The organism is Streptomyces sp. NPDC048612, from assembly GCF_043199295.1.
Taxonomy (GTDB): Bacteria; Actinomycetota; Actinomycetes; order Streptomycetales; family Streptomycetaceae; genus Streptomyces.
In genome coordinates, this window is record NZ_JBICVV010000001.1 from 503,393 (window position 1) to 526,295 (window position 22,903).

General features: G+C 73.3%; 21 protein-coding genes. 8 read left to right on the plus strand and 13 right to left on the minus strand.

From position 1 onward, the window contains the following. Positions 1-9: 9 nt before the first annotated feature. Positions 10-486, minus strand: a complete 477-nt coding sequence (locus ACGFN2_RS02105; RefSeq protein WP_393356816.1) for an Lrp/AsnC family transcriptional regulator — start codon at positions 484-486, stop codon at positions 10-12. A 229-nt stretch (positions 487-715) separates the two neighbouring features. Between ACGFN2_RS02105 and ACGFN2_RS02110 the strand changes: the two genes are divergently transcribed. Together ACGFN2_RS02110 and ACGFN2_RS02115 are read left to right on the plus strand one after the other, a co-directional pair. Next, entirely contained in the window at positions 716-2,224 is a 1,509-nt protein-coding gene (locus ACGFN2_RS02110; RefSeq protein ID WP_393356818.1) for an FUSC family protein, read from the plus strand. 147 nt (positions 2,225-2,371) lie between these two features. After that, positions 2,372-3,466 carry a lactonase family protein gene (locus ACGFN2_RS02115; RefSeq protein WP_393356820.1) on the plus strand — a complete coding sequence of 365 codons (1,095 nt, stop codon included), beginning with the start codon at positions 2,372-2,374 and terminating at the stop codon, positions 3,464-3,466. 11 nt (positions 3,467-3,477) lie between these two features. Here ACGFN2_RS02115 and ACGFN2_RS02120 read toward each other — a convergent pair whose 3' ends face one another. From ACGFN2_RS02120 to ACGFN2_RS02150, 7 genes are all read right to left on the minus strand, one after another. Continuing rightward, positions 3,478-3,819: a nuclear transport factor 2 family protein gene (locus ACGFN2_RS02120; RefSeq protein WP_362601806.1), complete on the minus strand. Its 342-nt coding sequence runs from the start codon at positions 3,817-3,819 to the stop codon at positions 3,478-3,480. Positions 3,820-4,153: 334 nt separating this feature from the next. Further along, on the minus strand, positions 4,154-5,107 hold the full coding sequence (locus ACGFN2_RS02125) for a sirohydrochlorin chelatase (RefSeq protein ID WP_393356822.1): 954 nt from the start codon (positions 5,105-5,107) through the stop codon (positions 4,154-4,156). 84 nt (positions 5,108-5,191) lie between these two features. Then, on the minus strand, positions 5,192-6,211 hold the full coding sequence (locus tag ACGFN2_RS02130) for an N-acetylglucosamine kinase (protein WP_393356824.1): 1,020 nt from the start codon (positions 6,209-6,211) through the stop codon (positions 5,192-5,194). Further along, positions 6,204-7,274 (minus strand): phospholipid scramblase-related protein, encoded by a 1,071-nt coding sequence (locus ACGFN2_RS02135; protein WP_393356826.1) that lies wholly within the window; start codon positions 7,272-7,274, stop codon positions 6,204-6,206. The genes ACGFN2_RS02130 and ACGFN2_RS02135 overlap by 8 nt, the downstream gene beginning before the upstream one ends. 23 nt (positions 7,275-7,297) lie before the next feature. After that, positions 7,298-7,975, minus strand: a complete 678-nt coding sequence (locus ACGFN2_RS02140; protein WP_393356828.1) for a uracil-DNA glycosylase — start codon at positions 7,973-7,975, stop codon at positions 7,298-7,300. 134 nt (positions 7,976-8,109) lie between these two features. Continuing rightward, positions 8,110-9,195, minus strand: a complete 1,086-nt coding sequence (locus ACGFN2_RS02145; protein WP_393356830.1) for a WD40/YVTN/BNR-like repeat-containing protein — start codon at positions 9,193-9,195, stop codon at positions 8,110-8,112. A 145-nt stretch (positions 9,196-9,340) separates the two neighbouring features. Beyond that, positions 9,341-10,444, minus strand: a complete 1,104-nt coding sequence (locus ACGFN2_RS02150; protein WP_393356832.1) for an NADH:flavin oxidoreductase/NADH oxidase — start codon at positions 10,442-10,444, stop codon at positions 9,341-9,343. A gap of 165 nt (positions 10,445-10,609) precedes the next feature. On the opposite strand from ACGFN2_RS02150, the gene ACGFN2_RS02155 reads away from it, so the two are divergent. After that, a complete protein-coding gene (locus ACGFN2_RS02155; RefSeq protein WP_362601826.1) occupies positions 10,610-10,981 on the plus strand; it encodes a helix-turn-helix domain-containing protein in 372 nt (123 codons plus the stop codon). Between the two features lie 143 nt (positions 10,982-11,124). On the opposite strand, the gene ACGFN2_RS02160 is transcribed toward ACGFN2_RS02155, so the two are convergent. Next, entirely contained in the window at positions 11,125-12,510 is a 1,386-nt protein-coding gene (locus tag ACGFN2_RS02160; protein ID WP_393356834.1) for an FAD-dependent oxidoreductase, read from the minus strand. A gap of 194 nt (positions 12,511-12,704) precedes the next feature. On the opposite strand from ACGFN2_RS02160, the gene ACGFN2_RS02165 reads away from it, so the two are divergent. Further along, positions 12,705-13,871 (plus strand): DUF6214 family protein, encoded by a 1,167-nt coding sequence (locus ACGFN2_RS02165; RefSeq protein WP_393356836.1) that lies wholly within the window; start codon positions 12,705-12,707, stop codon positions 13,869-13,871. 688 nt (positions 13,872-14,559) lie between these two features. Here ACGFN2_RS02165 and bla read toward each other — a convergent pair. Next, positions 14,560-15,486, minus strand: coding sequence for a class A beta-lactamase (gene bla, locus ACGFN2_RS02170; protein ID WP_362601835.1), 927 nt, complete (start codon positions 15,484-15,486; stop codon positions 14,560-14,562). A 159-nt stretch (positions 15,487-15,645) separates the two neighbouring features. Between bla and ACGFN2_RS02175 the strand changes: the two genes are divergently transcribed. Then, positions 15,646-16,551 carry a LysR family transcriptional regulator gene (locus ACGFN2_RS02175; RefSeq protein WP_362601838.1) on the plus strand — a complete coding sequence of 302 codons (906 nt, stop codon included), beginning with the start codon at positions 15,646-15,648 and terminating at the stop codon, positions 16,549-16,551. After that, a complete protein-coding gene (locus ACGFN2_RS02180) occupies positions 16,548-17,453 on the plus strand; it encodes a serine hydrolase (protein ID WP_393356839.1) in 906 nt (301 codons plus the stop codon). Before ACGFN2_RS02175 ends, ACGFN2_RS02180 begins: the two co-directional genes overlap by 4 nt. 54 nt (positions 17,454-17,507) lie before the next feature. Here the strand turns inward: ACGFN2_RS02180 and ACGFN2_RS02185 are convergent, their stop codons facing one another. Then, complete coding sequence (locus tag ACGFN2_RS02185; protein ID WP_362601843.1) at positions 17,508-18,095, minus strand: TetR/AcrR family transcriptional regulator; 588 nt, start codon at positions 18,093-18,095, stop codon at positions 17,508-17,510. Between the two features lie 270 nt (positions 18,096-18,365). Between ACGFN2_RS02185 and ACGFN2_RS02190 the strand changes: the two genes are divergently transcribed. After that, on the plus strand, positions 18,366-19,316 hold the full coding sequence (locus ACGFN2_RS02190; RefSeq protein WP_393356841.1) for an NAD(P)-dependent alcohol dehydrogenase: 951 nt from the start codon (positions 18,366-18,368) through the stop codon (positions 19,314-19,316). Between the two features lie 104 nt (positions 19,317-19,420). Here ACGFN2_RS02190 and ACGFN2_RS02195 read toward each other — a convergent pair whose 3' ends face one another. Continuing rightward, on the minus strand, positions 19,421-20,284 hold the full coding sequence (locus ACGFN2_RS02195; RefSeq protein ID WP_393356843.1) for a DUF4190 domain-containing protein: 864 nt from the start codon (positions 20,282-20,284) through the stop codon (positions 19,421-19,423). 279 nt (positions 20,285-20,563) lie between these two features. On the opposite strand from ACGFN2_RS02195, the gene ACGFN2_RS02200 reads away from it, so the two are divergent. Beyond that, the gene (locus ACGFN2_RS02200) at positions 20,564-21,238 is read left to right on the plus strand and encodes a GPP34 family phosphoprotein (protein WP_393356845.1); all 675 of its coding nucleotides are present in this window, start codon (positions 20,564-20,566) and stop codon (positions 21,236-21,238) included. 24 nt (positions 21,239-21,262) lie between these two features. Here ACGFN2_RS02200 and ACGFN2_RS02205 read toward each other — a convergent pair whose 3' ends face one another. After that, positions 21,263-22,678: an amino acid permease gene (locus ACGFN2_RS02205; RefSeq protein ID WP_393356848.1), complete on the minus strand. Its 1,416-nt coding sequence runs from the start codon at positions 22,676-22,678 to the stop codon at positions 21,263-21,265. Positions 22,679-22,903: the final 225 nt, after the last annotated feature.

Genomic DNA, 22,903 nt, shown 5'->3' on the forward strand with positions numbered 1-22,903 from the left:
AGCGGCGGCTCACTGCGACCCGCCGCCGCCCACCGCCTCGACCAGCGGCAGCATCCGGTGCGGCACCCGCTCCCGCAGCGCCATCTCCGTACGGGTCCGGACCACGCCCGGCAGGCTGATCAGCCGCTGGATCACATCCTCCAGATGTGCCGCGTCCCGGGCCACCACCCGGGTCAGCAGATCCCCGCCACCGGTCGTCGAGAACGCCTCGATGATCTGCGGCACCTCCGCCAGCGCGTCCGCGACCTCCTCCAGGTGCCCCTGCGTGACCTCGATATGGACGAAGGCGAGCACGGGGTGGCCGAGCGCGGCGGGGGACAGCCGCGGGCTGTACGCGGTGATCACGCCGTCCCGTTCGAGGCGGTCGAGCCGGGCCTGCACGGTGCCCCGGGCGACGCCGAGGAGGCGCGCGTACTCCCGGACGCTGGTGCGCGGCTGCTCCAGCAGCAGTCGCAGGATCTTGGCGTCCAGCGCGTCCACGGCCATACGGGTCGGTCTCCAAACGGTGGCTGAAAGGGAGCGGTCACGCTCGGTCACGTTCCCGCCCATTGGCCTCCTATCGGCGGTCAAGGGGGCCAGAAGACTGTACCAATGGCACAGCACTTCCGGCCTCTGTTGAGCAACCTGCCGCAGGGGTGCTGTGATGGTCACGTCGATGGCGCTGCGGGATTCCGCGGCGCCTTTTTCATGCGGATGTGCCGGGAGGACGGAAGCTGTGCTGAAGAGGGTGTTCGTGGCCCCCGATCCGGGGCTGCTGCGGCTGCGCGGCGCCACCCGGGCCGTCCTCGGCATCGGCCTGGCGGTCACGGTGTGTGCGCTCACCGGCCACTCGCTCGTCGCGGCCATCACCGGCGGACTCGCCGCACTGCTCGCCCTCTTCACGGTCACCGACGCCACGGTCCGCGGCCAGCTGGTGACCACCGTGCTGCTGCCCGTCGTCGGCTTCCCGGTGCTCGCCGCCGCTGCGGTGCTGCACGACCACCCGCTGGGGCGGGACGCGGTCTTCGTCGCCGTCGTGGGCGCCGGGGTCTACGCCCGCCGCTGGGGGCCGCGCGGCCACGCCCTGGGCGTGTTCGCGTTCATGACCTTCTTCGCGACGCAGTTCCTGCACACCGTGCCGGAGCAGCTGCCCGAGCTGTACACCGCGGTCGCCCTCGCGCTGCTCGCCGCCGCCACCGTCCGCTTCGCCGTGTGGTGCTACGAGCTCCGGCTGCCCCCGGTGGCCGTGCCCGTGCCGCCGGCGGCCAGGGGGCTGGCCCGGGCGACCACCCGCCAGGCGATCCAGGCGACCGCCGGCAGCGCCTTTGCCCTGCTCGTCGGCCAACTGCTCTCCGAGCAGCGCTGGTACTGGGCGGTGGGCGCCACCTGGTGGATCTTCGTGAACACCACCTCACGCGGCGAGACCCTGGTCCGGGGCTTCCGCCGGGCGCTCGGCACGGTGCTCGGCATCGCCCTCGGACTGGTCGTCGCCGTCCCGCTGCACGGGGCGCTCGTCCCCACGGTCGCCCTCGTCGCGGTCTGCGTGTTCGGGATCTTCTACACGGCCGCGGTCTCCTACACCTGGATGATGCTCGCGGTGACGCTGATGGCCGGGCTGCTGTACGGGCTGCTGGGGGTGCTCGACCCCGCACTGCTCGCGCTGCGCCTCGCCGAGACCGGCGTCGGAGCGCTCGGCGCGGCGCTGGCCGTGCTCCTGGTACTGCCCGTCACCACCCACGCCACCACCGACGCCTGGATCGAGCGCGCCCTGCGCTGCGTCCACCGGTGCACCGCCGAGGCCGCCGCCCGCCTCGCCGGCTCCCCGACCGCCGACCCCGCCCCGCACGTCGCCGAACTGGCGCCCCTGCTGCACCGGGTGCGGCTCTCGCTCGCCCCCCTGGTGCACCCGCTCAGCCCGCTGCGCGCCCGTAAGGCACGGGCCCGCCAGGTGCTCGCCCTGCTCGACGACTGTGCCCGCGAGGTCCGGGGGCTGGCCTCCATCGCCGCCGACCCGGAGGCCTCCCACGACGCCCGGCTCACCGCCGCCTGCCAGCGCGTGGAGGCCGCCGTCGAGGCCCTCACCGCACCGCGCAGCACCCGCCGCCAGGCGACCGCCGCCGTCACGGTGTCACAGCCCTCGGCGGCGGAGCCCGCACTCGCCCATCTGCACGGCCTGGAGCAGGCACTGTCCGAACTCTCCGCGCCGCTGCGCAGCTCCCCGCGCGCCCCGCTGGTCGACGCCTGACCCGCGGCCCGGCCCGCCCGCGTGCCCTCCGGAGGACGTCCGGTCCACGGCCCGAGGGCGGGAACCGGCCACGGCCCGGAACGCCCCGCCCGTGACTGTTAGCGTCGCCGCAGCACCTCAACGGGCAGGCGGACGAAGGGCGGACCAGTGGGGACGAGCGTCAGCGGCCGGCGGGCCTACATCGGATCGTTCACCACGGCCGGCGGGCCCGGCATCACCACCGCGGCCGTCGACCCGGACTCCGGCGCCCTCACCCCGCTGCACTCCACCGACGCCGTGCCCAACCCCTCCTACCTGGCGCCGAGCCCCGACGGGCGGTACCTCTACGCGGTCAGCGAGACCCCGGACGGCGCCGCGGCCGCCTTCGCCCTCACCCCGCGGGGACCCGAACTGCTCGCCCCCGCCGTCCCCGTGGACGGCGCCGACCCCACCCACCTCACCCTGGCCGACGGCCGGCTCCTCACCGCCAACTACGGCTCCGGCAGCGTCAGCACCCTCCCCGTTAGGGCCGACGGCACCCTCGGCGGACCCGCCACCGTGCTCACCCACCGGGGCAGCGGCCCGCGGACCGACCGCCAGGAGGGCCCGCACGCCCATGCCGTACTGCCCGATCCCAGTGGCCGCTGGCTGCTCAGCGTCGACCTGGGCACCGACTCGGTGCGCAGCTGCGCCCTCGGCGGCGACGGGGCGCTGACCGTCCACACCGAGGCCCGGCTGCGGCCCGGCAGCGGCCCGCGGCACCTCGCCTTCCACCCGCGCGGCGACCGTGCCTATGTCCTCAACGAACTCGACCCGACGGTGACGGTCTGCCGCTGGGACGCCGGCCGGGGCGAGCTGACGCCGCAGGCGGAGACCGGCCTCCTCCCGGAAGGCGCCGCCACCGGCTCCGCTTCCACGGACGCGGCACGGAGCGCCGGCGGCACGTGGTCCGGCGGCACCTTCCCCTCCGAACTGGTCGTCTCCCCGGACGGCCGGTTCGCCTGGGCCGCCAACCGGGGCCACGACAGCCTCTCGGTGCTCGCCCTCGGCGCCTCCGGGGACACCGCCACGCTCGTCACCACCGTGCCCTGCGGCGGGCATTGGCCCCGCGACCTGGCACTGCACCCCGACGGCCGGCACCTCTACGCGGCCAACGAGCGCTCCGGCGACGTCACCTGGTTCACCGTCGACCCGGCGACCGGCATCCCGGCCAGGGCCGGTTCCGTCGCGGCGCCGGCCGCCTCCTGCGTGGTCTTCGTCTGACGCCGGCCGTCTCACCCCTGCGGAAAACGTCCGCCGAAATACACCTGGGTCTCGGCGACCCGGCCGTCCCGCACCGTCATCACCTCGACATTGCGGTGGCGCTCGCCCGTCGTCAGCTCGTACCCGTACCGGACGAAGACCTGCTCGTCGTCGAGGGCCACGGCATCGAGGATCTCCTGCCGGCGCAGCCGGTCCGCCGTGGGGAAGCAGACGTCGAGGAAGGCGGCCTTGCCGATGTGGTCGTCCTGCGGGCTGGTGAACACGAAGTCCTCGGCGAGCAGCCGGTCCATGGCGGCGCGGTCCTGGACGAGATAGGCGGCGAAGGCGGCGCGGACGACATCGACGGGCGACATGAACTTCCCTCCGTGGGCGGCCCGCTCACCCGGGAGCGGCGAGCGGCGGCGTAGGGCCTCGTGCAGGACGGTAGACCGCGAACGGCGCCCGGGCTCATCGGCCGGCGTCGGTCGGCGCGTCAGGGGGACGACAGGCGTCCTGTACGCGTCTCTCGCGGGTTTGCGGCCGCCCACCCGGCCCCGCCGGTGACCACCCCCGCTCCGGGCCGCCTGGCGGGCGTCTGCGCCGCTCAGGCCGGAAACGGACGTATCGCCTCCGCCCGGACACGGCGAAGGGCCGCCCCGCGCGCTGCGCGAAGACGGCCCTTCGGAGAACGTTGTCGCTCCGGAGCGACTAGCGGACCGGAACCCCCTGCGCCTGCGTCGGCAGGGTGATGCCCATCGCGGCCGCGTAGTTCGAGAGCACCAGCCGGCCGACCGTGCCGTAGGCACCCAGCGCCTCGGCCGAGGCGCAGCCCGCCTCCGCCGCGGCCGCGGCCAGCAGGCCCTCGGTGATCTCCGGCCCGATCAGGTACGGGGCCAGCGCCAGCTGCTGCGAACCGGAGCCCCGCAGCTGCTCGGCGGTACGGGAGATGGCGCCCTCCTCGTCCAGGGCGGCGGCCAGCACCGGCACCGCGAGCCGCGCGGAGAGCAGCATGCCGGTGATCCCGGCGGCCTGTACGGCCTCCTCGCCGCCCACGGTGGCGAGGATGATGCCGTCGGCGGCCGTGGCGACCGTGAACAGCCGGGCACGGTCGGCGCGCGCCAGACCGGCCTCGGACAGCCGGACGTGCAGCGCCTCGGCGAGCAGCGGGTGCGGTCCGAGGACATCGGTCAGCTCGGCACCGGAACCGCTGTTCATCATCGCCTGGCGTATCCGGCGCAGCAGGGCGCTGTCCGGTCCGGCCAGCAGCGGCACCACGACGGCGGCGGGGCCGGGGTCCGGCTGCCCGTCGGCGCCCACCCGGTCCTTCTGCTCGGCGGCGGCCTGCGCCAGCACGGCCTCCAGGGACGGGAACTCGTCGTCGCCCCCGTCGACATAGCCGATCCGGGCGTCGAGGCCCGGGAGTTCGGAGCGGGCGATGCTGGAGACCTCTTCCGCCAGGCTGCGCGAGGCGGCGGAGGGGGAGCCCGGTACGGCCAGCACCAGGGCGGGTGCGCCCTCGGGTGCGGCGAGCGGCTCCGGCTTGCGGTGGCGGCCGGTCTGCCGTCGCGGCATTCGTACCGGCAGGCCGGGTGCGGCTCCCGGGCTCGGGGAGGCGGCGTCAAAATCGGGCGAGCCAGGTGCGGGCCCAGTGGGGGAACTCATGGCGTCGCATGCTAACGCCTCGGACCACCCCCGCGCGGAGGGAGGGTTCGGTCGAGCGGTATCCGTCCCGATTTATCCCGCGCGTCACCCCGGCGCAAGCCGTGTGATCTGCAACAACTTCCGATCGGTGGGCAGCGTCAGCCGGTCGCGGTCCAGTGCCGCGGCGAGGGCCAGTGCCCCGTCGAGCGGGCTCCCGGCGGCGGCCGTCAACCGGGCGTCCGGCAGCCGCTCGGCGAGTGCCGTACGCAGCGGAGCCAACAGGGGTTCGCCCATGTCGAACAGTCCGCCGGAGCAGGCCACCACGCGGCCCGCGCCGGGTGGGCAGACCGCGGCCGCGGCACCGGCGAGATGGTCCGCCGCGGCCCGCAGGATGCCGGCGGCCACCGGGTCGTCCGCGGTGGCGCAGCGGGCGACCTCCGGGGTGAACGAGGCCAGTACGGCGGGCCGGTCGGGGCGCGGATAGAGCGCGCCGGGCAGCTCGGTGACCGGTCCGAACACCGCTTCCGCGCGCGCCAGCAGGGCGGTCGAACCGCCCGGCCGTCCGTCGTACGCCCGCAGTGCGGCCTCCAGTCCGGCGCGGCCGATCCAGGCGCCGCCGCCGCAGTCGCCCAGCAGATGGCCCCAGCCGTCCGCGCGGCGCCAACCGCCTTCCGTGGTCAGGTCGGTGCCGAGGGCGACCACGCCGGTGCCCGCGGCGAGGACGGCGCCGGCCCGCTGGCCCAGCGCCCCGGCGTACGCGGTGACCGCGTCCGCGGCCAGCGCGAGCCGCCGCACCCCGAACGCGCTCGCCAGCGCGCCCGGCAGCCGGGTGCGCAGCTCCTCGCCCAGCGAGGCCATACCGGCCGCCCCCACGCACACCGTGGTGAACCCGTCGACGCCGGTCTCCCGTGCCAACTCCGCCGCAGCGGGCAGGAGTTGGGCCAGCAGATGGTCCGCGTCGATGCCCTCGGGGCCGGTGCGCACCGGCTCGTGCGAGGTGCGCAGGGCCAAGGGCCGGGCTTCGGCGTCGTCGGCGCGGGCGACGGCGATCCGCAGCCCCGAGCCGCCCGAGTCGACGCCGAGCACCTGGCCGCGGAGCGCGCCGCGGCCGGTGGGCTCACCCAAAGCCGCGGGCGTCCTGCTTGAGGGCGGTGTCGACGGTCAGGGCCGTGGCGACGACCAGGCTCAGCAGCGGGTCGGGCAGCTGCTGGTGGATCTGCAGGACGTAGTTGTCCGCGCTCGTGAACATCGTCTTGGCGAGGCCCTCCCAGGTCTTGGTGATCCGGGCGACCTCGGTGTCGGCGTGGTCCACGATGGCGAAGTTCCAGGCACGCCAGTTCTCGGCCTTGATGGCGCCGATCTGCTGGCCGTTGACCGTCATCGCGAAGTTGATCTTCCCGATGGCGTTCTGCTGGACGATCTCGCCGACCTGCGAACCGTCCGGACGCTGCACGATCACCTTGGACTTGATGAACTTCGCGGGCCGGGTCAGCATCAGCTGCGGCTGGCCGTACGCGTCCCGGATCTCCAGCTTGTGGGTCATGTACTGGTCGAGGCTGGAGACGACCCGGAGCACCTTCTTGGCCGTGCTCTGGCCGACCTGGACGACCGCGCCCAGGGCGTTGCCGTGCTGGTCGAAGACGCCGTACTCGTTGGTGACCTCGATCAGCTTGGCCTTCTGGTTGACCACCAGCACCGGCTCGGTGAAGAGGGTGCCACCGCCCGGACCGCCGGACGCCACTCCGGCCTGCTGCTGCACCTGTCGCTGCACGGCGCCCGGCTGCCCCGCCATCGGCTGCTGTCCGTACGGCTGCATCGGCTGACCGGGCATCGGGCCGGGGGCCTGCTGGCCGGGCGCCTGCTGGGGGTAGCCATAGCCCTGGCCGTGCGGTGCGCCGCCCTGCTGCGGGCCCGGGTACGGGGCCTGGCCCGGCGCCTGCGCGGGCTGCTGCGGAGCGAACTGCTGCGGCATCGGCTGCTGCGCCGGCTGCTGAGTGGCCTGCTGGGCGGTCTGTTGCTGTGGCGCCTGCTGCGGGCCCGGCTGCGCCGACTGCCCCTGGGCCGGCGCCGCGGCCTGTTGTCCCGGGTGGGTGTGCTCCGTCCACTGGGACCCGTCCCACCAGCGAAGCTGATGGGGGGTGCCCTGAGGGTCGGCGTACCAACCCGCAGGGATGTTCGCATTCGTCATGCGGGGCACACTATCGCCCGGTGTCAGGGCAGCCTCCAGTCGACGGGCTGTGCGCCCTGCCGCGCCAGGAGGTCGTTCACCCGACTGAAGGGCCGCGAGCCGAAGAAGCCCCGGTCGGCGGACATGGGGGAGGGGTGCGCTGACTCGACGGCCGGCAGATCGCCGAGCAGCGGCCGCAGATTGCGGGCGTCGCGCCCCCACAGCACCGACACCAGCGGGCGGCCGCGCGCCACCAGCGCCCGGATGGCCTGCTCGGTGACCTCCTCCCAGCCCTTGCCGCGGTGGGCGGCGGGCTTGCGGGGGGCCGTCGTCAGCGCCCTGTTGAGCAGGAGTACGCCCTGCTGGGTCCACGGGGTCAGATCGCCGTTCGAGGGGCGGGGGAGACCGAGGTCGGAGTGCAGTTCGCGGAAGATGTTCTCCAGGCTGCCGGGCAGCGGGCGGACGTCCGGCGCCACGGAGAAGCTGAGCCCGACGGCATGCCCCGGGGTGGGGTAGGGGTCCTGCCCGACGATGAGGACCCGTACCTCGTCGAAGGGCTGCTGGAAGGCCCGCAGCACGTTGTTCCCGGCCGGGAGATAGGTGCGTCCCGCGGCGATCTCCGCCCGCAGGAAATCACCCATCGCGGCGATCCGTCCGGCGACGGGCTCAAGTGCCTTGGCCCAGCCCGCTTCGACAATGTCTTGGAGAGGTTGTGCAGCCACGGGATCACCCTACTGGCCGCGGCCCCCTCCCCTTCAACCGTTGGCCCGGACCCCGGCTGCCCGCGGCGGCGGGCGGCACCAACTGTCCCGCTCCCTCTCTCCGTTACCCGTCGCACCACCCTCCGCCGTCCCTCTCAGGCGACCGCGGCCGCGCGTACGCACAGCACATCCGGCAGATGGGAGGCGAGCTGTTGCCAGCTGTCGCCGTCGTCCGCGCTGGCGTACACCTCGCCGTTGCGATTGCCGAAATACACCCCGGCGGGGTCGCTGTCGTCGACGGACAGCGCGTCCCTGAGCACCGTGCCGTAGTGGTCCTCCGCCGGCAGCCCCGCGCTCAGCGGCTCCCAGCTCCGGCCGGCGTCGCCGGTGCGGTAGACCCGGCAGCGGTGCCCGGCCGGCACCCGGTCGATATCGGCGGTGATCGGGAAGAGGTAGGCGACGTCCCCCGTGCGCGGGTGTGCGGCCACCGCGAAACCGAAGTCCGAGGGGAGTCCGCTGCCGATGTCCGTCCACTGCGCGCCCGCGTCATCGCTGCGGTAGACGCCCCAGTGGTTCTGGAGGTACAGCCGGTCGCGGTTGACCGGGTCCTGCGCGATCTTGTGCACGCACTGGCCGAACTCCGGGTTCTGGTCCGGCAGGAAGACCGCCTTCACTCCCTTGTTGGACGGTTCCCAGCCGGCGCCGCCGTCGCGGGTGCGGAAGACCCCGGCCGCCGAGACGGCGACGGTGACCGCGTCGGCGTCCCGCGGGTCGGTGACCACGGTGTGGACGGCCAGCCCGCCGCCGCCGGGCACCCACTGCTCCCGGCTCGGGTGATCCCAGAGCGCCCGTACCAGCTCGAAGGTCTCGCCGCCGTCCTCGGAGCGGAACAGCCCGCCGGGCTCGGTGCCCGCGTAGACCACCTCGGGGGCGGCGGGCCCGGCCGGATGCAGCTGCCAGACCCGCTCCAGGGAAGTCCCGGTGTCCTTGGGGTACTTCACCGCGGGGCGGGAGGGCTCGTGCCAGGTCTCGCCCAGGTCGTCGGAGTGGAACACCGAGGGGCCCCAGTGGGCGCTGTCGGCCCCGGCCAGCAGCCGGGGCGTGCTGCGACGGGTGTCGATCCCGAGCGAGTACACCGCCTGTGCGGGGAAGTGCGGGCCGGTCAGCTCCCAGTCGCCGTGCCGTCGACGGCCGATGAAGAGCCCTTTGCGGGTGCCCACCGCGAGTAGTACGTCAGTCATGCCGGAACACCTCCGGGACGCCGTTGTCTCAGATAGTGGCCAGTCTGCACCCGGCCACTGACAATGGCGTCCCGGCACGCATCCGTGCAGGTCGGACGGTCCGGCACCGGCCCCCGCCGCGCATGCCGCACGCCCCGCGGAGGCCTCAGACGGCCCGGTGGTACGGCTGCGGCACGGCGACCTCCGCTCCCAGTTCCCGCGCCGCGTGCAGCGCGAAGCTGGGGGAGCGCAGCAGCTCCCGGCCGAGCAGCACGGCGTCGGCCTGGCCGTCCGCGATGATCTTTTCGGCCTGGCGCGCCTCGGTGATCAGGCCGACCGCGCCCACCGCCAGGCCGCTCTCCTTCCTGACCCGCTCGGCGAACGGCACCTGGTAGCCGGGACCCGTGGTGATCTTCGCGTCGGGGGCGTTGCCGCCCGAGGAGGTGTCGAGCAGGTCGACGCCGTGCTCCCGCAGGTCGTGGGCGAAGCGCACGGTGTCGTCGGCCGTCCAGCCCTCGCGCGCGTCGCTGGTGTCCTCGGTCAGCCAGTCGGTCGCCGAGATCCGGAAGAAGACCGGCAGTTCGTCGGGCCAGACCGCCCGTACGGCGTCCACGACCTCCCGCGCGAACCGGGTCCGGTTCTCGTACGAGCCGCCGTACTCGTCGGTGCGCCGGTTGGTGAACGGGGAGAGGAACTCGTTGATCAGATAGCCGTGCGCACCGTGGATCTCGATGACCTGGAAGCCCGCCGCCAGCGCCCGCCGGGCCGCCGCGCCGAACTGCTCGACGCGCTCACGGATCTGCGCCACGGACAGCTCGGCGGGGGTCGCGGACCCGTCGCCGAACGGCACCGGACTGGGGGCGACCGGCTCCCACCCGAGCCGCTGACCAGGGAGGATCGGGGCGCCGCGGTCCACCCAGGTGCGCTCGGTGGAGGCCTTCCGGCCGGCGTGGGCGATCTGGATTCCGGGCACGGTCCCCTGCGCCTTGAGGAAGTCGGTGATGCGGCGGAACGCCTCGGTCTGGGTGTCGTTCCACAGCCCGAGGTCGTACGGGGTGATGCGCCCCTCGGGGCTCACCGCGGTCGCCTCCGCGAGGATGAGGCCGGTGCCGCCGGCCGCCCGCGCGGCCAGGTGCTGGAAGTGCCAGTCGCCGGGCACCCCTTCCGCCGGGCCCTCGGGGGCCGCGGAGTACTGGCACATCGGCGCCATCCAGAGGCGGTTCGGGACGGTCAGCGAGCGGAGGGTGATGGGCTCGAACAGTGCGCTCACAGCAGGCTCCTGTACCTGAGGATGAACGGGTACCGACCGGGACCCGCACTCATACGATAGTCGTCGTACTACGGTGGATGTCAAACTACGACGCTTCTCGTACAATGAGCGGGCGGGTGCCGCGCCGGGCCATACCGCGTCCCGCAGAAGGAGTCAGGAGCCGCCATGCCGACCGAAACGACCTCCCCGCGTACCCCCTCGGGCGCCCGCTCGCTGGAGCACCCGGTCCCTGAGGACATCCGGCTCGCCGACGTGCTGCACGCCCTCGCCGACCCCATGCGCCTGCGGATCGTCCGCGCCCTGGCGGCCGCCGAGGGTGAGCTGAACTGCGCGGACATCGAACTCCCGGTCAGCAAGTCGACCTGCACCCACCACTTCAGGGTGCTGCGGGAGCACGGCGTCATCCAGCAGCTCTACCGGGGCACGGCCAAGATGAACGCCCTGCGCCGGGCCGACCTGGACGCCCTCTTTCCCGGCCTGGTCGACGCCGTCCTCCGGGGCGCTGACCTGCAGGCCGACCGCCTCGGGGAGGAGTGAGCGGGCCAATCCGGTACGGCGGGCGCGCGGCGCCGGCCGGCGACCTGGGCACACCGCGGCCGCGGTGCCGGCACACGCCGCCGCGTGCTTCCCGAGCAGGCGCGCCCCGTCCGCCCGCGCTCCCTGCCAGGTGAACCGCAGGCTCAGCCCGCCGGTCCCGCCGCGCGCGCCGCGTCCAACAGCCCCTTCCAGTCCGGCAGTTTGACGGTGCCGCGCCCCAGCCCGCGGCCCCACTCCGCCTCGGCGGCCTCGATGGCCAGCCAGCCCGGCCACAGGACCGGCCGCTGCCCCGCCCGGACCAGCGCCGCCAGGGGGTCCCCGGCCGTACCGCGCGCCGCCAGTGCGGGGGCGTCCGCCAGCAGCGACGACGCGGTCTCCTTCGCGCACGGCCGATTCGTGCCGATCACCCCCGTGGGGCCCCGCTTGATCCAGCCCGCCACATAGACGCCCGGGAGCGGCACCCCGTCCCGCAGCACCCGCCCCGCCTGGTGCGGCACCGTCCCCGTCGCCTCGTCGAACGGCAGGCCGGGCTGCGGCGTCCCCCGGTAGCCCACCGAACGCAGCACCAACTGCCCCTCGATGTCCTCGAATTCACCGGTACCCGCGATCCCGCCCCGCCCGTCGGGCGCGGTCCGCTCGAACCGGACCGCGCGTACCCCGGCGGCATCTCCCAGGATCTCCACGGGCCGCAGGAAGAACCGCAGATGAATACGGCGCCGAGGGCCCGTGGGCCCCGTTTCGGGGCTTTCCGGGCCGGTCACCGGCCGCTCCGCCCAGCCGCGCAGCACCTCCACATTGCGCCGCGCCGCCGCGGGCAGCCCGCCCGGGTCCCGGTACGCCGGGTCCAGCGCCAGCTCCCCGGGCCGTACCCGAACGTCCGTACCCGGAAGGGAGCCCAGCTCCCGCAGCTCCTTGGTGGTGAACTTGGCCTGGGAGGGGCCACGTCTGCCGACCAGCCAGACGTCCTCGACGCGACTGTCCGCGAGCGCGCCGAGCGGCCCCTGCGGCATGTCGGTCGCGGCGAGTTCGGCGGCGCCACGGGACAGCATCCGCGCCACGTCCACCGCCACGTTTCCCACCCCGATCACGAGCGCGGACCGCGCCGCGAGGGCGAAACGGAGCGCGGCCGCGTCGGGGTGCGCGCTGTACCAGGCGACGAACTCGGTCGCCGGATGGCTGCCGGGCAGCTCCTCGCCGGGGATGCCCAGATGCCGGTCGGTGGCGGCGCCCACACAGAACACCAGCGCGTCGAAGATCTCCCGCAACTCCTCGACGCCCAGCCCCGGCGCGCCCACCTCGACGTTCCCCAGGAAGTGGGCCCGCGGGTGCTCCAGCACCGTGCGGAGATTGTTCTGCAGTGACTTGATCTTCTCGTGGTCGGGGGCGACGCCGTAGCGCACCAGGCCGTACGGACACGGCAGGCGGTCCAGGACGTACACCTCGATGTCCGGTACGGTCTGCTGCTCGATCAGGGACTGGGCCGTGTAGACGCCGCTGGGCCCGGAACCGATCACTGCGACACGAAGCACGAGTGGCCCCTTCCGCGGAATACCCCCAGGATCGCACCGGCGGGCGCACGGCGGGAGATGCGCTATCGGGGTTGCTCCCCGTGGGAAGAGCGTGCCGCGCCACTGGGCCGGGTGGGCTGGGGGCTAGGTTTTCAAATGTGTCGGAAAGTGACTTTTATACCGTTAATCACCGATATGAAGCCCGGGGCGCGCCCTTGGAGTGGCCCACGTGGGAGCTGCAGGCTCACGGCTCCGCCGCGCCCGCCCCCGACCCCGCCGCCCCGGACGATCCGGCCGGCTCCCGCGGTCCCGGGTGCCCGCTGCCCCGGCTCGACCCGCTGGGCCCCTGGTGCAGCGCCCGGCTGACCTTCGCCGACGGCGCCCGGGTCGATGTCCTCGTGACGGTCTCCGACGACCACATCACCGTCGAGGACGTACGGGCCGACCCGCCCCTGCCCCTCGGTGGCCTCGCCGACCTCGCCCGTTGGATCGACGGCCCCCTGGACGACGCCTTCCGGGCGGCCACCGGCCGGCCGCGCAAGCCCCGGCCCACACCCCGGCAGCCCGGTCCGGCCGACCTCGCGCCGGAACGGGGCGGGGGAGCGCGGACCGGGCCGCCGCCGGAGCCGGTCTGTGGTGCGGCGCCCGAGCCGGTCCGGGGCCCGCGGCCGGCGGCGCCGCACGAGCCGACGGGGCCCGCCCGGCCCGCGCGCGACCTGGTGCCGGAGCGCGGGCCGGAACCGCAGCCGGCGTCCACCGGAGCGGGGGCAGCGGCGGAGCGCGCGACGTGTGCGACGGGCAAGACGCGGGCGACGGGCGAGGTGGAGAAGGCGGTGCAGGCAGTGGAGACGGGTGCGCCTGGGGCGGGGGCGAGGGGGGAGGCGCCGACGGAGGCGGAGCCGGTGGGGACGGGTGCGGCGGCCGTGACGGGCGTCGCCGACGGGGAGGGTGCACCACCGGGCCCGACCGCAACCGGGGCCGGACTCAGCCACCCCGCCGACCCGTCTGCCGACCCATCCGCCGACGTGCCCGAGGAGCCGGCCCGCGAGCAGAACTCCGGGGAGGCCCGCGAGCAGACACCCGGGCAGGGGGCCGACCAGGACGCCGAGAAGGCCTCGACATGCCCCGACGCCTCGGATCCGTCCCCGTCGCCCGCCCCCGCCACTCCGGCGGCGCGGGCCCGGTCCGTCGTCCTCGCCCGGACGCGGACCGGCGAGCGCCGCAAGATCGCCGCGGACGCCTACCGCGAGGCGCAGCGCGAGGGGCGCGATCCGGTGCAGGCCGTCATGCTTGCCACCGGCCGTAACCGGCGGAGATCCCTGCGGCTGATCGCCGGCGCCCGCGACGACGGTCTGCTGACGCCACGTCACAACAAGCGTTAGGTCCTGTCTCCCCGATCTCTGTGGGACGGCTGGTGGTACGAGATGCCCCGGTCAAAGGCCCACCGGGACCGGGGGGACAGGCCCGAGCGGCGATCCCTCGGGGCGCCGGCTCCGCCCGTACGCATCCGCGCATGATGCTCGCTCAACCACCCCTCCAGAAGGCCGATTTCGGGCCCTGGGGTGCGGCGATCAGCGGCGTCTGACGGCGGCGTGGGATCACCGTCCGGACGTGGGTGACGCCCGAGGCCCCTCGCCTGACGGCAACCCCGACGCCCCTGCCGGCCCGTGCCGCTGGAGCAGGCGCACGCGGGAGCGCCGCCGCAAATCTTCATTGACCGATGCGCTGCGGGGGGACATCCTGTAACTCCTGCGCTGACCGGTTGGGGGCCAGCGCAGTCGGAATGACTCCGGATACCGTCCCTGGAACGGATCATCCGGTCAGGCTGCCCGATTCGGGCGACGCGGGGGATCGCCCGAATCGGGTGACGGGGGATCGGGGAAGGCCTCGCGACCTGTGTTTTCCAGGTCGTCAGGGCCGCCCCGGAACATGGCGGCAAGGCACCCGCCGGGGTGTGGATGGCATCGGGCGCAACGTCAAAGCCGTTGCCACGTCCGGGAGTTGGCCCTCGCGCCCCGGGGCGTCGTGGGTGATGCTCTTCGCAAGCGGCGGCGCGGGTTGCGCCCCGCGCTACGACAGGGTGCCCGCGACCACCGACGCCGCCTTCGCGATCAGCTTGTTGTCGTAGTCGGCGTCCTTCTCGGTGCGGTTCGACAAGATCGCCATGACGATGGGGGCGCCGTCGGGGCGCCACACCACGGCGATGTCGTTACGGGTTCCGTACGTGCTGCCGGCGCCGGTCTTGTCGCCCACCACCCAGCCCTTGGGCATCCCGGCCCGGATGAGTTCGCCGCCGGTGGTGTTGTTCCGCAGCCACTTCGTGAGCTGTGCGCGTTCGCCCTTGCCGAGGGCGTCTCCGAGGACGAACGCGCGCAGGTCCTTGGCCAGCGCACGCGGGGTGCTGGTGTCCCGCGTGGCGCCCGGCGACCATTCGTTCAGCTCGGTCTCGTAGCGCTCCATCCGGGTCACGCCGTCGCCCATCTTCTTGAGCTTGGCGTTGAGGCCCTTGGGGCCGCCGAGGGCGTGGAGGAGGAGATTGCCCGCCGTGTTGTCGCTGTACCGGACCGCGGCGTCACACAGGTCGCCCAGGCTCATTCCGGTGTTCACATGCTTCTCGGTCACGGGGGAGTACTCGACCAGGTCGTCCTTGTCGTACTTGATCACCCGGTCCAGCCCGTCCTTGGAGTACGTCCGCAGGACGGCGCCGGCGGCCAGCGCCTTGAAGGTGGAGGCGTAGGCGAACCGTTCGCCCGCGTGGTAGGTCACCTCGCGGCCGGTGCCGGTGTCGACGGCGTAGATGCCCAGCCGTGCCTCGTAGGCGCGCTCCAGCTGCTGGAACTCGCGGGTGGACGAGGGGGCCGTCGCCGCGGGCCGGGCCGCTTTCGCGGCCGGGGAGGGCGCGGCCGCCGAGCTGCTGCCTCCGCATGCCGTCAGCGGGACGAGGGTGAGCGCGGTCAGCGCGCCGAGAACGGCGCGGCGGGCACGGGTGAGCTGCATGGTCCAACCTCCGAGTCGCCCCTGGGGCACCGGCCCGCAGGGGATCGAGTGACCGGCCCCACCAGGGGCCTGGCCGTGCCGCCACCCTCACCCGGGGGTGGCTATGCGATCCAATACGCTCATGCGCCTTTTCATGCCGATCTCGCATAGGGTGCAGGGGTGGACCTGGTGGGAGCGTGCCGTGCGTTTGTCAGCGTGAGTGAACGCGGCACGTTCACCGTCGGAGCGGCCGCCGCACGGATGTCGCAGTCGGTGGCCAGCCGTCGCGTGGCCGCGCTGGAGGAGTGCTTCGGCGAGCAGCTGTTCCAGCGCACGTCACGGCGGGCCGTCCTCACGCCCTTCGGGCGGGACATGCTGCCGATGGCCAGGAGGCTGGTGCAGGCGGCCGATGTGCTGCTCGACGAGGCGGAGGCCGCCCGGCACCGACCGTGGCGGCTCGCGGTGCCCGGCATCTTCTCCACGGCGGCTCTCGCCCGGCTCGTCGCCGAGGCCCGCGGGCAGGGCGTCACGCTCGATCTCCGTGTCGCGGCGCCGGCGGAGCGGATGGAACTCGTCCACTCCCAGCAGGTGCGCGCCGGCCTGCTCGCCGTACCGCCGGGGGAGGCGACCTGGTCCGTGCCGCTCGGTCTGGCCGGTGCCCGGGAGCCCGGGGTGCAGCGGGTCTATCTCGAAGCGCTCCGGATCTCCCGTGCCGAGCCGGACCTCGTCCGCCGGGTCTGGATACAGCCGGAGGACGATGTGCCGCACATCCGGGACCCGTTGACGCGACTGCGCGACGCGGTGGGCCTGCGGCCCGCACAGCTCGCCGTCGCCGCGGACCTGCCCACCGCGGCGGCCGAAGTCCTGTGCTCCGGCGACCTGTTGCTCTGCTCACCCGCGCAGGCGGAGGAGCTCGGCCTCAGCTGGCGCCCGGTCGGCGAGATCACCCTCAGCCGCGGATTCACCCTGACCGCCGCCGCGGCCGGCAACCCACAGCACATTCAGGCCCGCCTGGGCGACGCTCTCGCCCACTGTCTCGGCGCGGACGGCGAGACGGCCGGCACCACGGGCGGAGAGGCATCGTGAACACCGAGACCCTGCTGCGCGACATGCGCCGCCAACTCGACGAGGGCGGGCTGCACGGCTGCCTGTTCGTGCGCGATCTGCACACCGGCGAAGAGATCGGGATCGAGCCGGACACCCAGCTGCCCGCCGCCTCCCTGGTCAAGATTCCGCTCGCGCTCGCGACCGCCGAGCGCATCCGGCGGGGCGAACTCGACGGCGCGATGATGCTGGAGGTGCGGCCCGGCCGGATCACCACCCCCGGCCCCACCGGACTGAGCCGGTTCCGCCACCCCGCCCGGATCGCGCTCGACGACCTGCTCTACCTGAGCACCTGCCTGAGCGACGGCACGGCGGCCGACACCCTGTTCGACCTCACCCCGCCCTCCGAGGTCGCCGGCCTCCTCCGTGAACTCGGCATCGGCGGTATCACCGTCCGGCACACCATCGGCGAGCTGAGCGACACCCCTCAGGAACGCTTCGACACCGCTCAGGCACACCTCGCCCATGCCCTCGCCATCGACGCCGGCACCAGCGGCGGCGGGCACCGGGTGCCGCAGCTCGACACCTCCCGCGCCAATACCGGCAGCGCACGCGCCTATGCCGACCTGCTGCAGGCTCTGTGGACCCCGTCCCGGGTCCACCCCGATGTGGCCGAGCGGGTGCGCGGGTTGATGGCCCAGAATCTGCTGCGGCACCGGCTCGCCCCGGACTTCAGCTCCGACGCGACCACCTGGTCCTCCAAGACGGGCACCCTGCTCAACCTCCGCCACGAGATCGGCGTCGTCGAGCACGCCGACGGCCAGGCCTTCGCCATCGCGGTCCTCACCGAGTCACTCGTACCCGCCAGCACACAGCCCGGCGCCGAAGCCCTGATGGCCCACATCGCCCGCACGCTGCGCGATCACCTGCGTCAGCTGTACTGACCGCCAGGCGGGTGAACAACTCCCGTTGTGTGAGGGCGAGTTGTCCCTTCCCGCTCATGGCTGCCGCAGGCCGTCGAGGGTGCTGAGCCACTGGGTGACGGTGGTGTCGATGAAGGCGTCGGTGACCTGGCTGCGGTCGAGGAAGAGCCGGGCGAGCACCGGTCCGTAGAGCAGGGTGTACTCGGCGCCGTTGATCTGGATGCCGGAGGGCTCCAGCAGGGCGTTCAGGGCCGCGAGGCGGTCCTGTCCGATGCGCAGCAGGGCCTGGGCGCTGTCGGGGTCGTGGTCGGCCTGGGCGGTGACGGCCAGCACCGCGGTGCGGACGGCCGGCTGGCTGATCCCGTCGCGCAGGCTCTTCAGCCAGGCGGTGGCGACGGTACGCACATCGCTGCCCGGCTCGGGGTAGTTGCCGAGGTCCGGGCCCTCCAGGATCAGGTCGAAGAGCAGCGCGGCCCGGTTGGGCCAGTGGCGGTAGAGGGTCTGGCGGGTGACCTCGGCGCGCTCGGCCAGCAGCGCGTAGGTGAGCCCGGTCGGTCCGACCTCGGGCAGCAGTTCGCGCGCCACGGTCAGGACGCGCTGGCGGGTGCGCTGGACGCGGGGGTTGCTCTGGGTGGGCGGGCGGCGGTGGAGGGGCTGCGGCATAGAACCGATCTTACCCATGAATCATACGGATCGTGTGATTCAAGCCATATCTCAAATCATCCAGTGCGTGTGATACAAAGAAATCACACGCACTGGATGATTCATCTGCCCGATGGTCCCGGGCCGGGATGTGGCCGGTGTCGTCGACGCGGCCGGTGAGGGGGCCGCCGCCGCAGTCGGGCAAGGTCGCCCTCCTCCCCTGACCCGAGCACCCGAGGTGCCCCCGCCACCTCCACCGTCCCCACCAGCAACTACCGAGAGGAACACGACATGAAGGCCGCTCAGATCACCCGCTACGGCGCTCCGGAGGCCCTGCGGATCAACGACGTCGACCGACCTGCCCCCGGGGCGGGGGAGGTCCTGGTGTCGGTCGAGGCGTCGAGCGTGAACGGACTCGACACCATCGTGCGCGCCGGAGGGCTGCGGGTCGTGACCGGACGCCGCTTCCCGCTGGGCGTGGGACTGGACTTCGCCGGAGTCGTCGCCGCGACCGGTGGCGGTGTCCGTCACCAGGTGGGGGACCGGGTGTGGGGCACGGTGCAGCCGCTCAAGCGGTACACCGCCGCCGGCGCCGCCGAATACGTGGTGGTCCCCGCGGACCGCATCGGGCCCGCGCCGGAAGGCCTCCCGTCGGTGGAGGCCGCCTCCCTGGTCGTCGCGGGAACGACCGCGCTGACGGCGCTGCGGGACACACTGCACCTCGCCGGCGGTGAACGCCTCCTGGTGCGGGGCGCCGCCGGCGGAGTCGGCACGGCCGCCGTCCAGCTCGCGCACGCGATGGGCGCGCACGTCACCGCGCTGTCTCGTAGCCGCCATGCCGAGGCGCTGCGTGAGCTGGGCGCCGACGAGGTCTTCGACTACGGCACCACCACACCGGACCGGATCGGACCGTTCGACGTCATCCTGGATACGGTCGGCAGGGAACTGCACAGCTACCGGCGTCGCCTGACCCGCGGCGGCCGGATGGCCACCATCGCGCTGTCGGCCTCCTCCGTGGCCGCCATCGCCGCGTCGAGCGTGCACGGTGCCCGCCGTATCCGCACCCTGAGCTCCAACCCCGACGCCGCGATGCTGCGTGACCTCGCCGGTTATGTCACCTCCGGCGGGCTGCGGCCGGTCGTCGACAGCGTGTATCCGCTGGCCGACATCGCCTCGGCGCACCAGGCGTTCGAGCGAGGCGGCGTGGTGGGCAAGCAGGTGGTGAAGGTGTCTGGGGCGTAGGTGGAGAGGCTCCGGTGGAGCGTCAACTCGCCTTCTGTGCCTCTGTGCTGGGCCTGTGGAGCGAGGCGCCGAAGCGGTGCGCTTCGGCGCCTCGCGGCGCACCGTCAGCGGGTGGGGCCGCTCCAGGAGGCGTCCGGCCACTCCATGGCGTCGGGGCTGAACTCGACCTCGACCCGGTCGGCGGCGTCGGGCGGCAGCGAGAAGGCGTACTTGCCGACGGCCTCCCTGCCGGGGAGGACGTAGCCGGTGATGACCTTCTGCCGTCCGCTGCCGTCGATCACCAGCTCCGCCGAGGCCCCGTCGGCGTCGCTGACTTCGGGCAGCCCGGTGTCCACCTTGACCCGCTCGGCGCCGGTGTTGACCACCTTGACCGTCACCTGGACCGCCTTGTTGCCCTTGGCGTGACCGAGGACGAAGTCGTCCGGGGTGTACGGCTTCGGTGTGGTGACCGTGACCTTCAGCCCGTTCTCGAAGGTGTAGGACTCGCCGAAGGACAGGTGCCGGGCCTTCTCCGACGCCGATGCGGAGGCCTTCACCTCGCCGACCTCGGCGCGTGCCGCGTCGGCGACCTTCGTCACCGCGGTGATGGTGAAGACCGCGCCGCCGGCCGCGACCAGCAGACCGGCCCCGCCCAGGATCACACCGGTCAGTGCCACCCCCTTGTTCGTCGCCCGCCCCTTGCGCGCGTGGCTCAGTCCGACGGAGCCGAAGACGATGGCCAGCAGGGCCGGCAGCCAGGACAGCCAGAACAGGATGACGAGCAGGCCGAGGGCGATGCCGACGATGCCGAGCACCAGGGCGGTGAGGCCCATGCCGTTGCGGGGCTGCGGCGAGGGTATGGGAGCCATCGGGTACGGCGCCCAGCGGTCGGCAGGGGGCGTTCCGGGTGGCGGCGGGCTCCACGGGTTGTGCTCGTCCGGTGTCCGGTCACCGGGCTGCCGGCCGTCGGGCGGAGGGGGAACGGTCATGCACTGTCCTCGAAGTAGATGAACTGGCGACATTAGCAGTCGGTTTGGTCATTCATTACTGGATTTCGGACAGTTCAGGACAGGGCTCGTGGGGGCGGCGGATGTGGTCCGGCAGCCTTCCCCGGGGACGGCAGGCGGACGGGCCCGTCGACGGGCGGACGGCCGCCGGAAGCGCGACCATGGGACCGGTGACCGCTACCCCGCCGGCCCGGCCCCTCCGGCCGGGCGCCCCGCCCGAGCGAGGAGCATGCGCGAGATGTCCCTGACAGGGAGCCCTCCATGACCACACCGCGGGATCTGCTGATCGTCGCCATGGACAGGGAGTCCGGCCGTCCGCTGGAGCGTGGCGACCTGTCGCTGGCGCTCGCCGGAGCGGAGCTCATCGATCTGCTGGGCGCCGAGGCCGTCCGGCTGGACGGCGAGCGCCTCGTGCCCGGTTACCGGCCGGCGATACCGGACCGTCTGTTGGACCGGGCCGCGTCGTCGCTCGTCCAGCAGGCGCCGTACGAGACGGTCGACGACTGGCTGTGGCGCCGGGGGCACGGCCTGGCGGCGGCCTACCTGGCCGCGTTCGAGGACGAGGGGCAGCTCACACGGGAACACCACCGCTGGCAGCCCTTCCGGAGCGACCGGACGGTGCTGGCGGATTCCCCCGACCGGCGCCGGGCGGCGGAGCGCTGGACCGCGCACGAGACCGTGCTGACCGCCCTCGCGGCCGCCGCCGGGATGGAGGGGACCGACGACGGCAGCACGGGGGAGACCGACGACGGCGCCGTCGAGGGGACCGACGGCGGCACGGAGAACGGCGGCGAGCCGGAGGCGGCCGGTGAGGCCGTGTCCCTCGTGCTCGCCGCCGTCCATGACGCGGTCAGGGAGCTGGAGGCCGAACGGCAGCGCCGGGCCATCGAGAAGGCGGCCTTCGACAATGTCTGGCGCGGCCCCGGCGGCGACTGACCGTTCCTGGTCGCCGTACCGCGCTCAGTCGGTGACGGCGGCGGCCCGCCGGTCGCGGCGCTGCTTGAGGTGGCCGGCCCCGGCCAGCGCCGCCACCACGACGGCCGTGCCGACCAGCTGCTGCCGGCCGTCCGCACTCGCGGCCATGACGGCGAAGACACCGAGGATGGCGGCGAAGGTGAGCCAGGTCAGATAGGGGAAGCCCCACATCCGGACCGAGAGCAGCTCGGGAGCCTCGCGCTCCAGACGGCGGCGCATCTTCAGCTGGGTGAGGCAGACGATGGACCAGACGACCAGCACCGAGCAGCCGGCGATGTTCAGCAGCCAGGCGAACACGGTGGTCGGCCAGACGATCCCGGCGACCACGGCCGCGAAGCCGAAGACACAGGACGCCAGCACGGCCGCCATCGGCACGCCCCGGGTGACCTTGGCCAGGAAGCGCGGGCCCTGGCCCCGGTGGACCAGGGAGTACGCCATGCGCGACGAGCCGTAGATGTTGGCGTTCATCGCGGAGAGCAGCGCCACCAGCACCACGATCTGCATGATCGTGCCGGCCGACGGGATGCCGAGCGTGTCGAGCACGGTGACGTACGGGCCGTCCGTGGCGACCTTCGGGTTGTTCCACGGCACCAGGGTGACGACCACGGCCATGGAGCCGATGTAGAACACCGCGATGCGCCAGACGGCGGTGCGGACGGCACGGGCCACGTTCCGGCCGGGGTTGTCCGACTCCGCCGCCGCGATGGTGACGGTCTCCAGTCCGGCGAACCCGGAGATGGTGGTCAGCAGCCCGGCGGCGAGCCCGGCGGCACCGGTCGGGAAGAAGCCGCCGTGACCGGTGAGGTTGCCGGTGCCGGGCGCGTCGCCGAACACCCCGAGGATGCCGAGCACGCCCAGCACCAGGAAGGCGACGATCGTGGCGACCTTGATCGCGGAGAACCAGAACTCGAACTCGCCGAAGTTCTTGACCGCGGTCAGGTTGCTGGCGCAGAAGAACGCCATGAAGATCGCCACCCAGCCGTAGGCGGGGATGAACGACACCCACTGGTGCATGATCGTGCCCGCCGCGGTGGCCTCGGCGGCCACACCGGCGCAGAGCATCAGCCAGTACATCCAGCCCGAGGTGGCTCCGGCCCAGGAGCCGATCTCCTCTTCGGCGTGCACCGAGAACGAGCCGGTGGAGGGCCGGGCCGCGGACATCTCGCCGAGCATCCGCATGATCAGCATGACCAGCGCGCCGGTACCCATGAAGAGGAGGACGATGGCCGGTCCGGCCGCGGCGATACCGACGCCGGAGCCTACGAAGAGCCCCGCGCCGATGACGCCGCCGAGGGCGATCATCGACAGATGGCGCTGCTTGAGGCCGTGTGACAACACGGACTCGGAGTTCTGCCCGGCCTCCGGGGAGTTCTGGGGTGACCGGGTGTTTGTCCGACTCATGGTCGTGCCTGTTCATTGCTTGAGACGTTCGGTGAGCCCGACGAGTGTGCGGGGACGTGTCGCGCGTACGACGTCGATGCCCGCCATTCGGACGATTCGCTCACGCGTGGTGCAGGGTCCGACACGCACCGGAGTGGCGCTCTTGGGGTGATTACCCCCGTGAGGGGACGGAACGGCCGTGCCCGGAGCGCGAGTTGTGCGGGGCGCGCCGTCGGAGTCCGCCGT

Bases quoted from the DNA above. Each gene is read 5' to 3' on its own strand.
- ACGFN2_RS02105 (WP_393356816.1), bottom strand. From the start codon at position 486: ATGGCCGTGGACGCGCTGGACGCCAAGATCCTGCGACTGCTGCTGGAG.
- ACGFN2_RS02120 (WP_362601806.1), bottom strand. From the start codon at position 3,819: ATGTCGCCCGTCGATGTCGTCCGCGCCGCCTTCGCCGCCTATCTCGTC.
- ACGFN2_RS02125 (WP_393356822.1), bottom strand. From the start codon at position 5,107: ATGAGTTCCCCCACTGGGCCCGCACCTGGCTCGCCCGATTTTGACGCC.
- ACGFN2_RS02135 (WP_393356826.1), bottom strand. From the start codon at position 7,274: ATGACGAATGCGAACATCCCTGCGGGTTGGTACGCCGACCCTCAGGGC.
- ACGFN2_RS02145 (WP_393356830.1), bottom strand. From the start codon at position 9,195: ATGACTGACGTACTACTCGCGGTGGGCACCCGCAAAGGGCTCTTCATC.
- ACGFN2_RS02155 (WP_362601826.1), top strand. From the start codon at position 10,610: ATGCCGACCGAAACGACCTCCCCGCGTACCCCCTCGGGCGCCCGCTCG.
- bla (WP_362601835.1), bottom strand. From the start codon at position 15,486: ATGCAGCTCACCCGTGCCCGCCGCGCCGTTCTCGGCGCGCTGACCGCG.
- ACGFN2_RS02185 (WP_362601843.1), bottom strand. From the start codon at position 18,095: ATGCCGCAGCCCCTCCACCGCCGCCCGCCCACCCAGAGCAACCCCCGC.
- ACGFN2_RS02190 (WP_393356841.1), top strand. From the start codon at position 18,366: ATGAAGGCCGCTCAGATCACCCGCTACGGCGCTCCGGAGGCCCTGCGG.
- ACGFN2_RS02195 (WP_393356843.1), bottom strand. From the start codon at position 20,284: ATGACCGTTCCCCCTCCGCCCGACGGCCGGCAGCCCGGTGACCGGACA.
- ACGFN2_RS02200 (WP_393356845.1), top strand. From the start codon at position 20,564: ATGACCACACCGCGGGATCTGCTGATCGTCGCCATGGACAGGGAGTCC.
- ACGFN2_RS02205 (WP_393356848.1), bottom strand. From the start codon at position 22,678: ATGAGTCGGACAAACACCCGGTCACCCCAGAACTCCCCGGAGGCCGGG.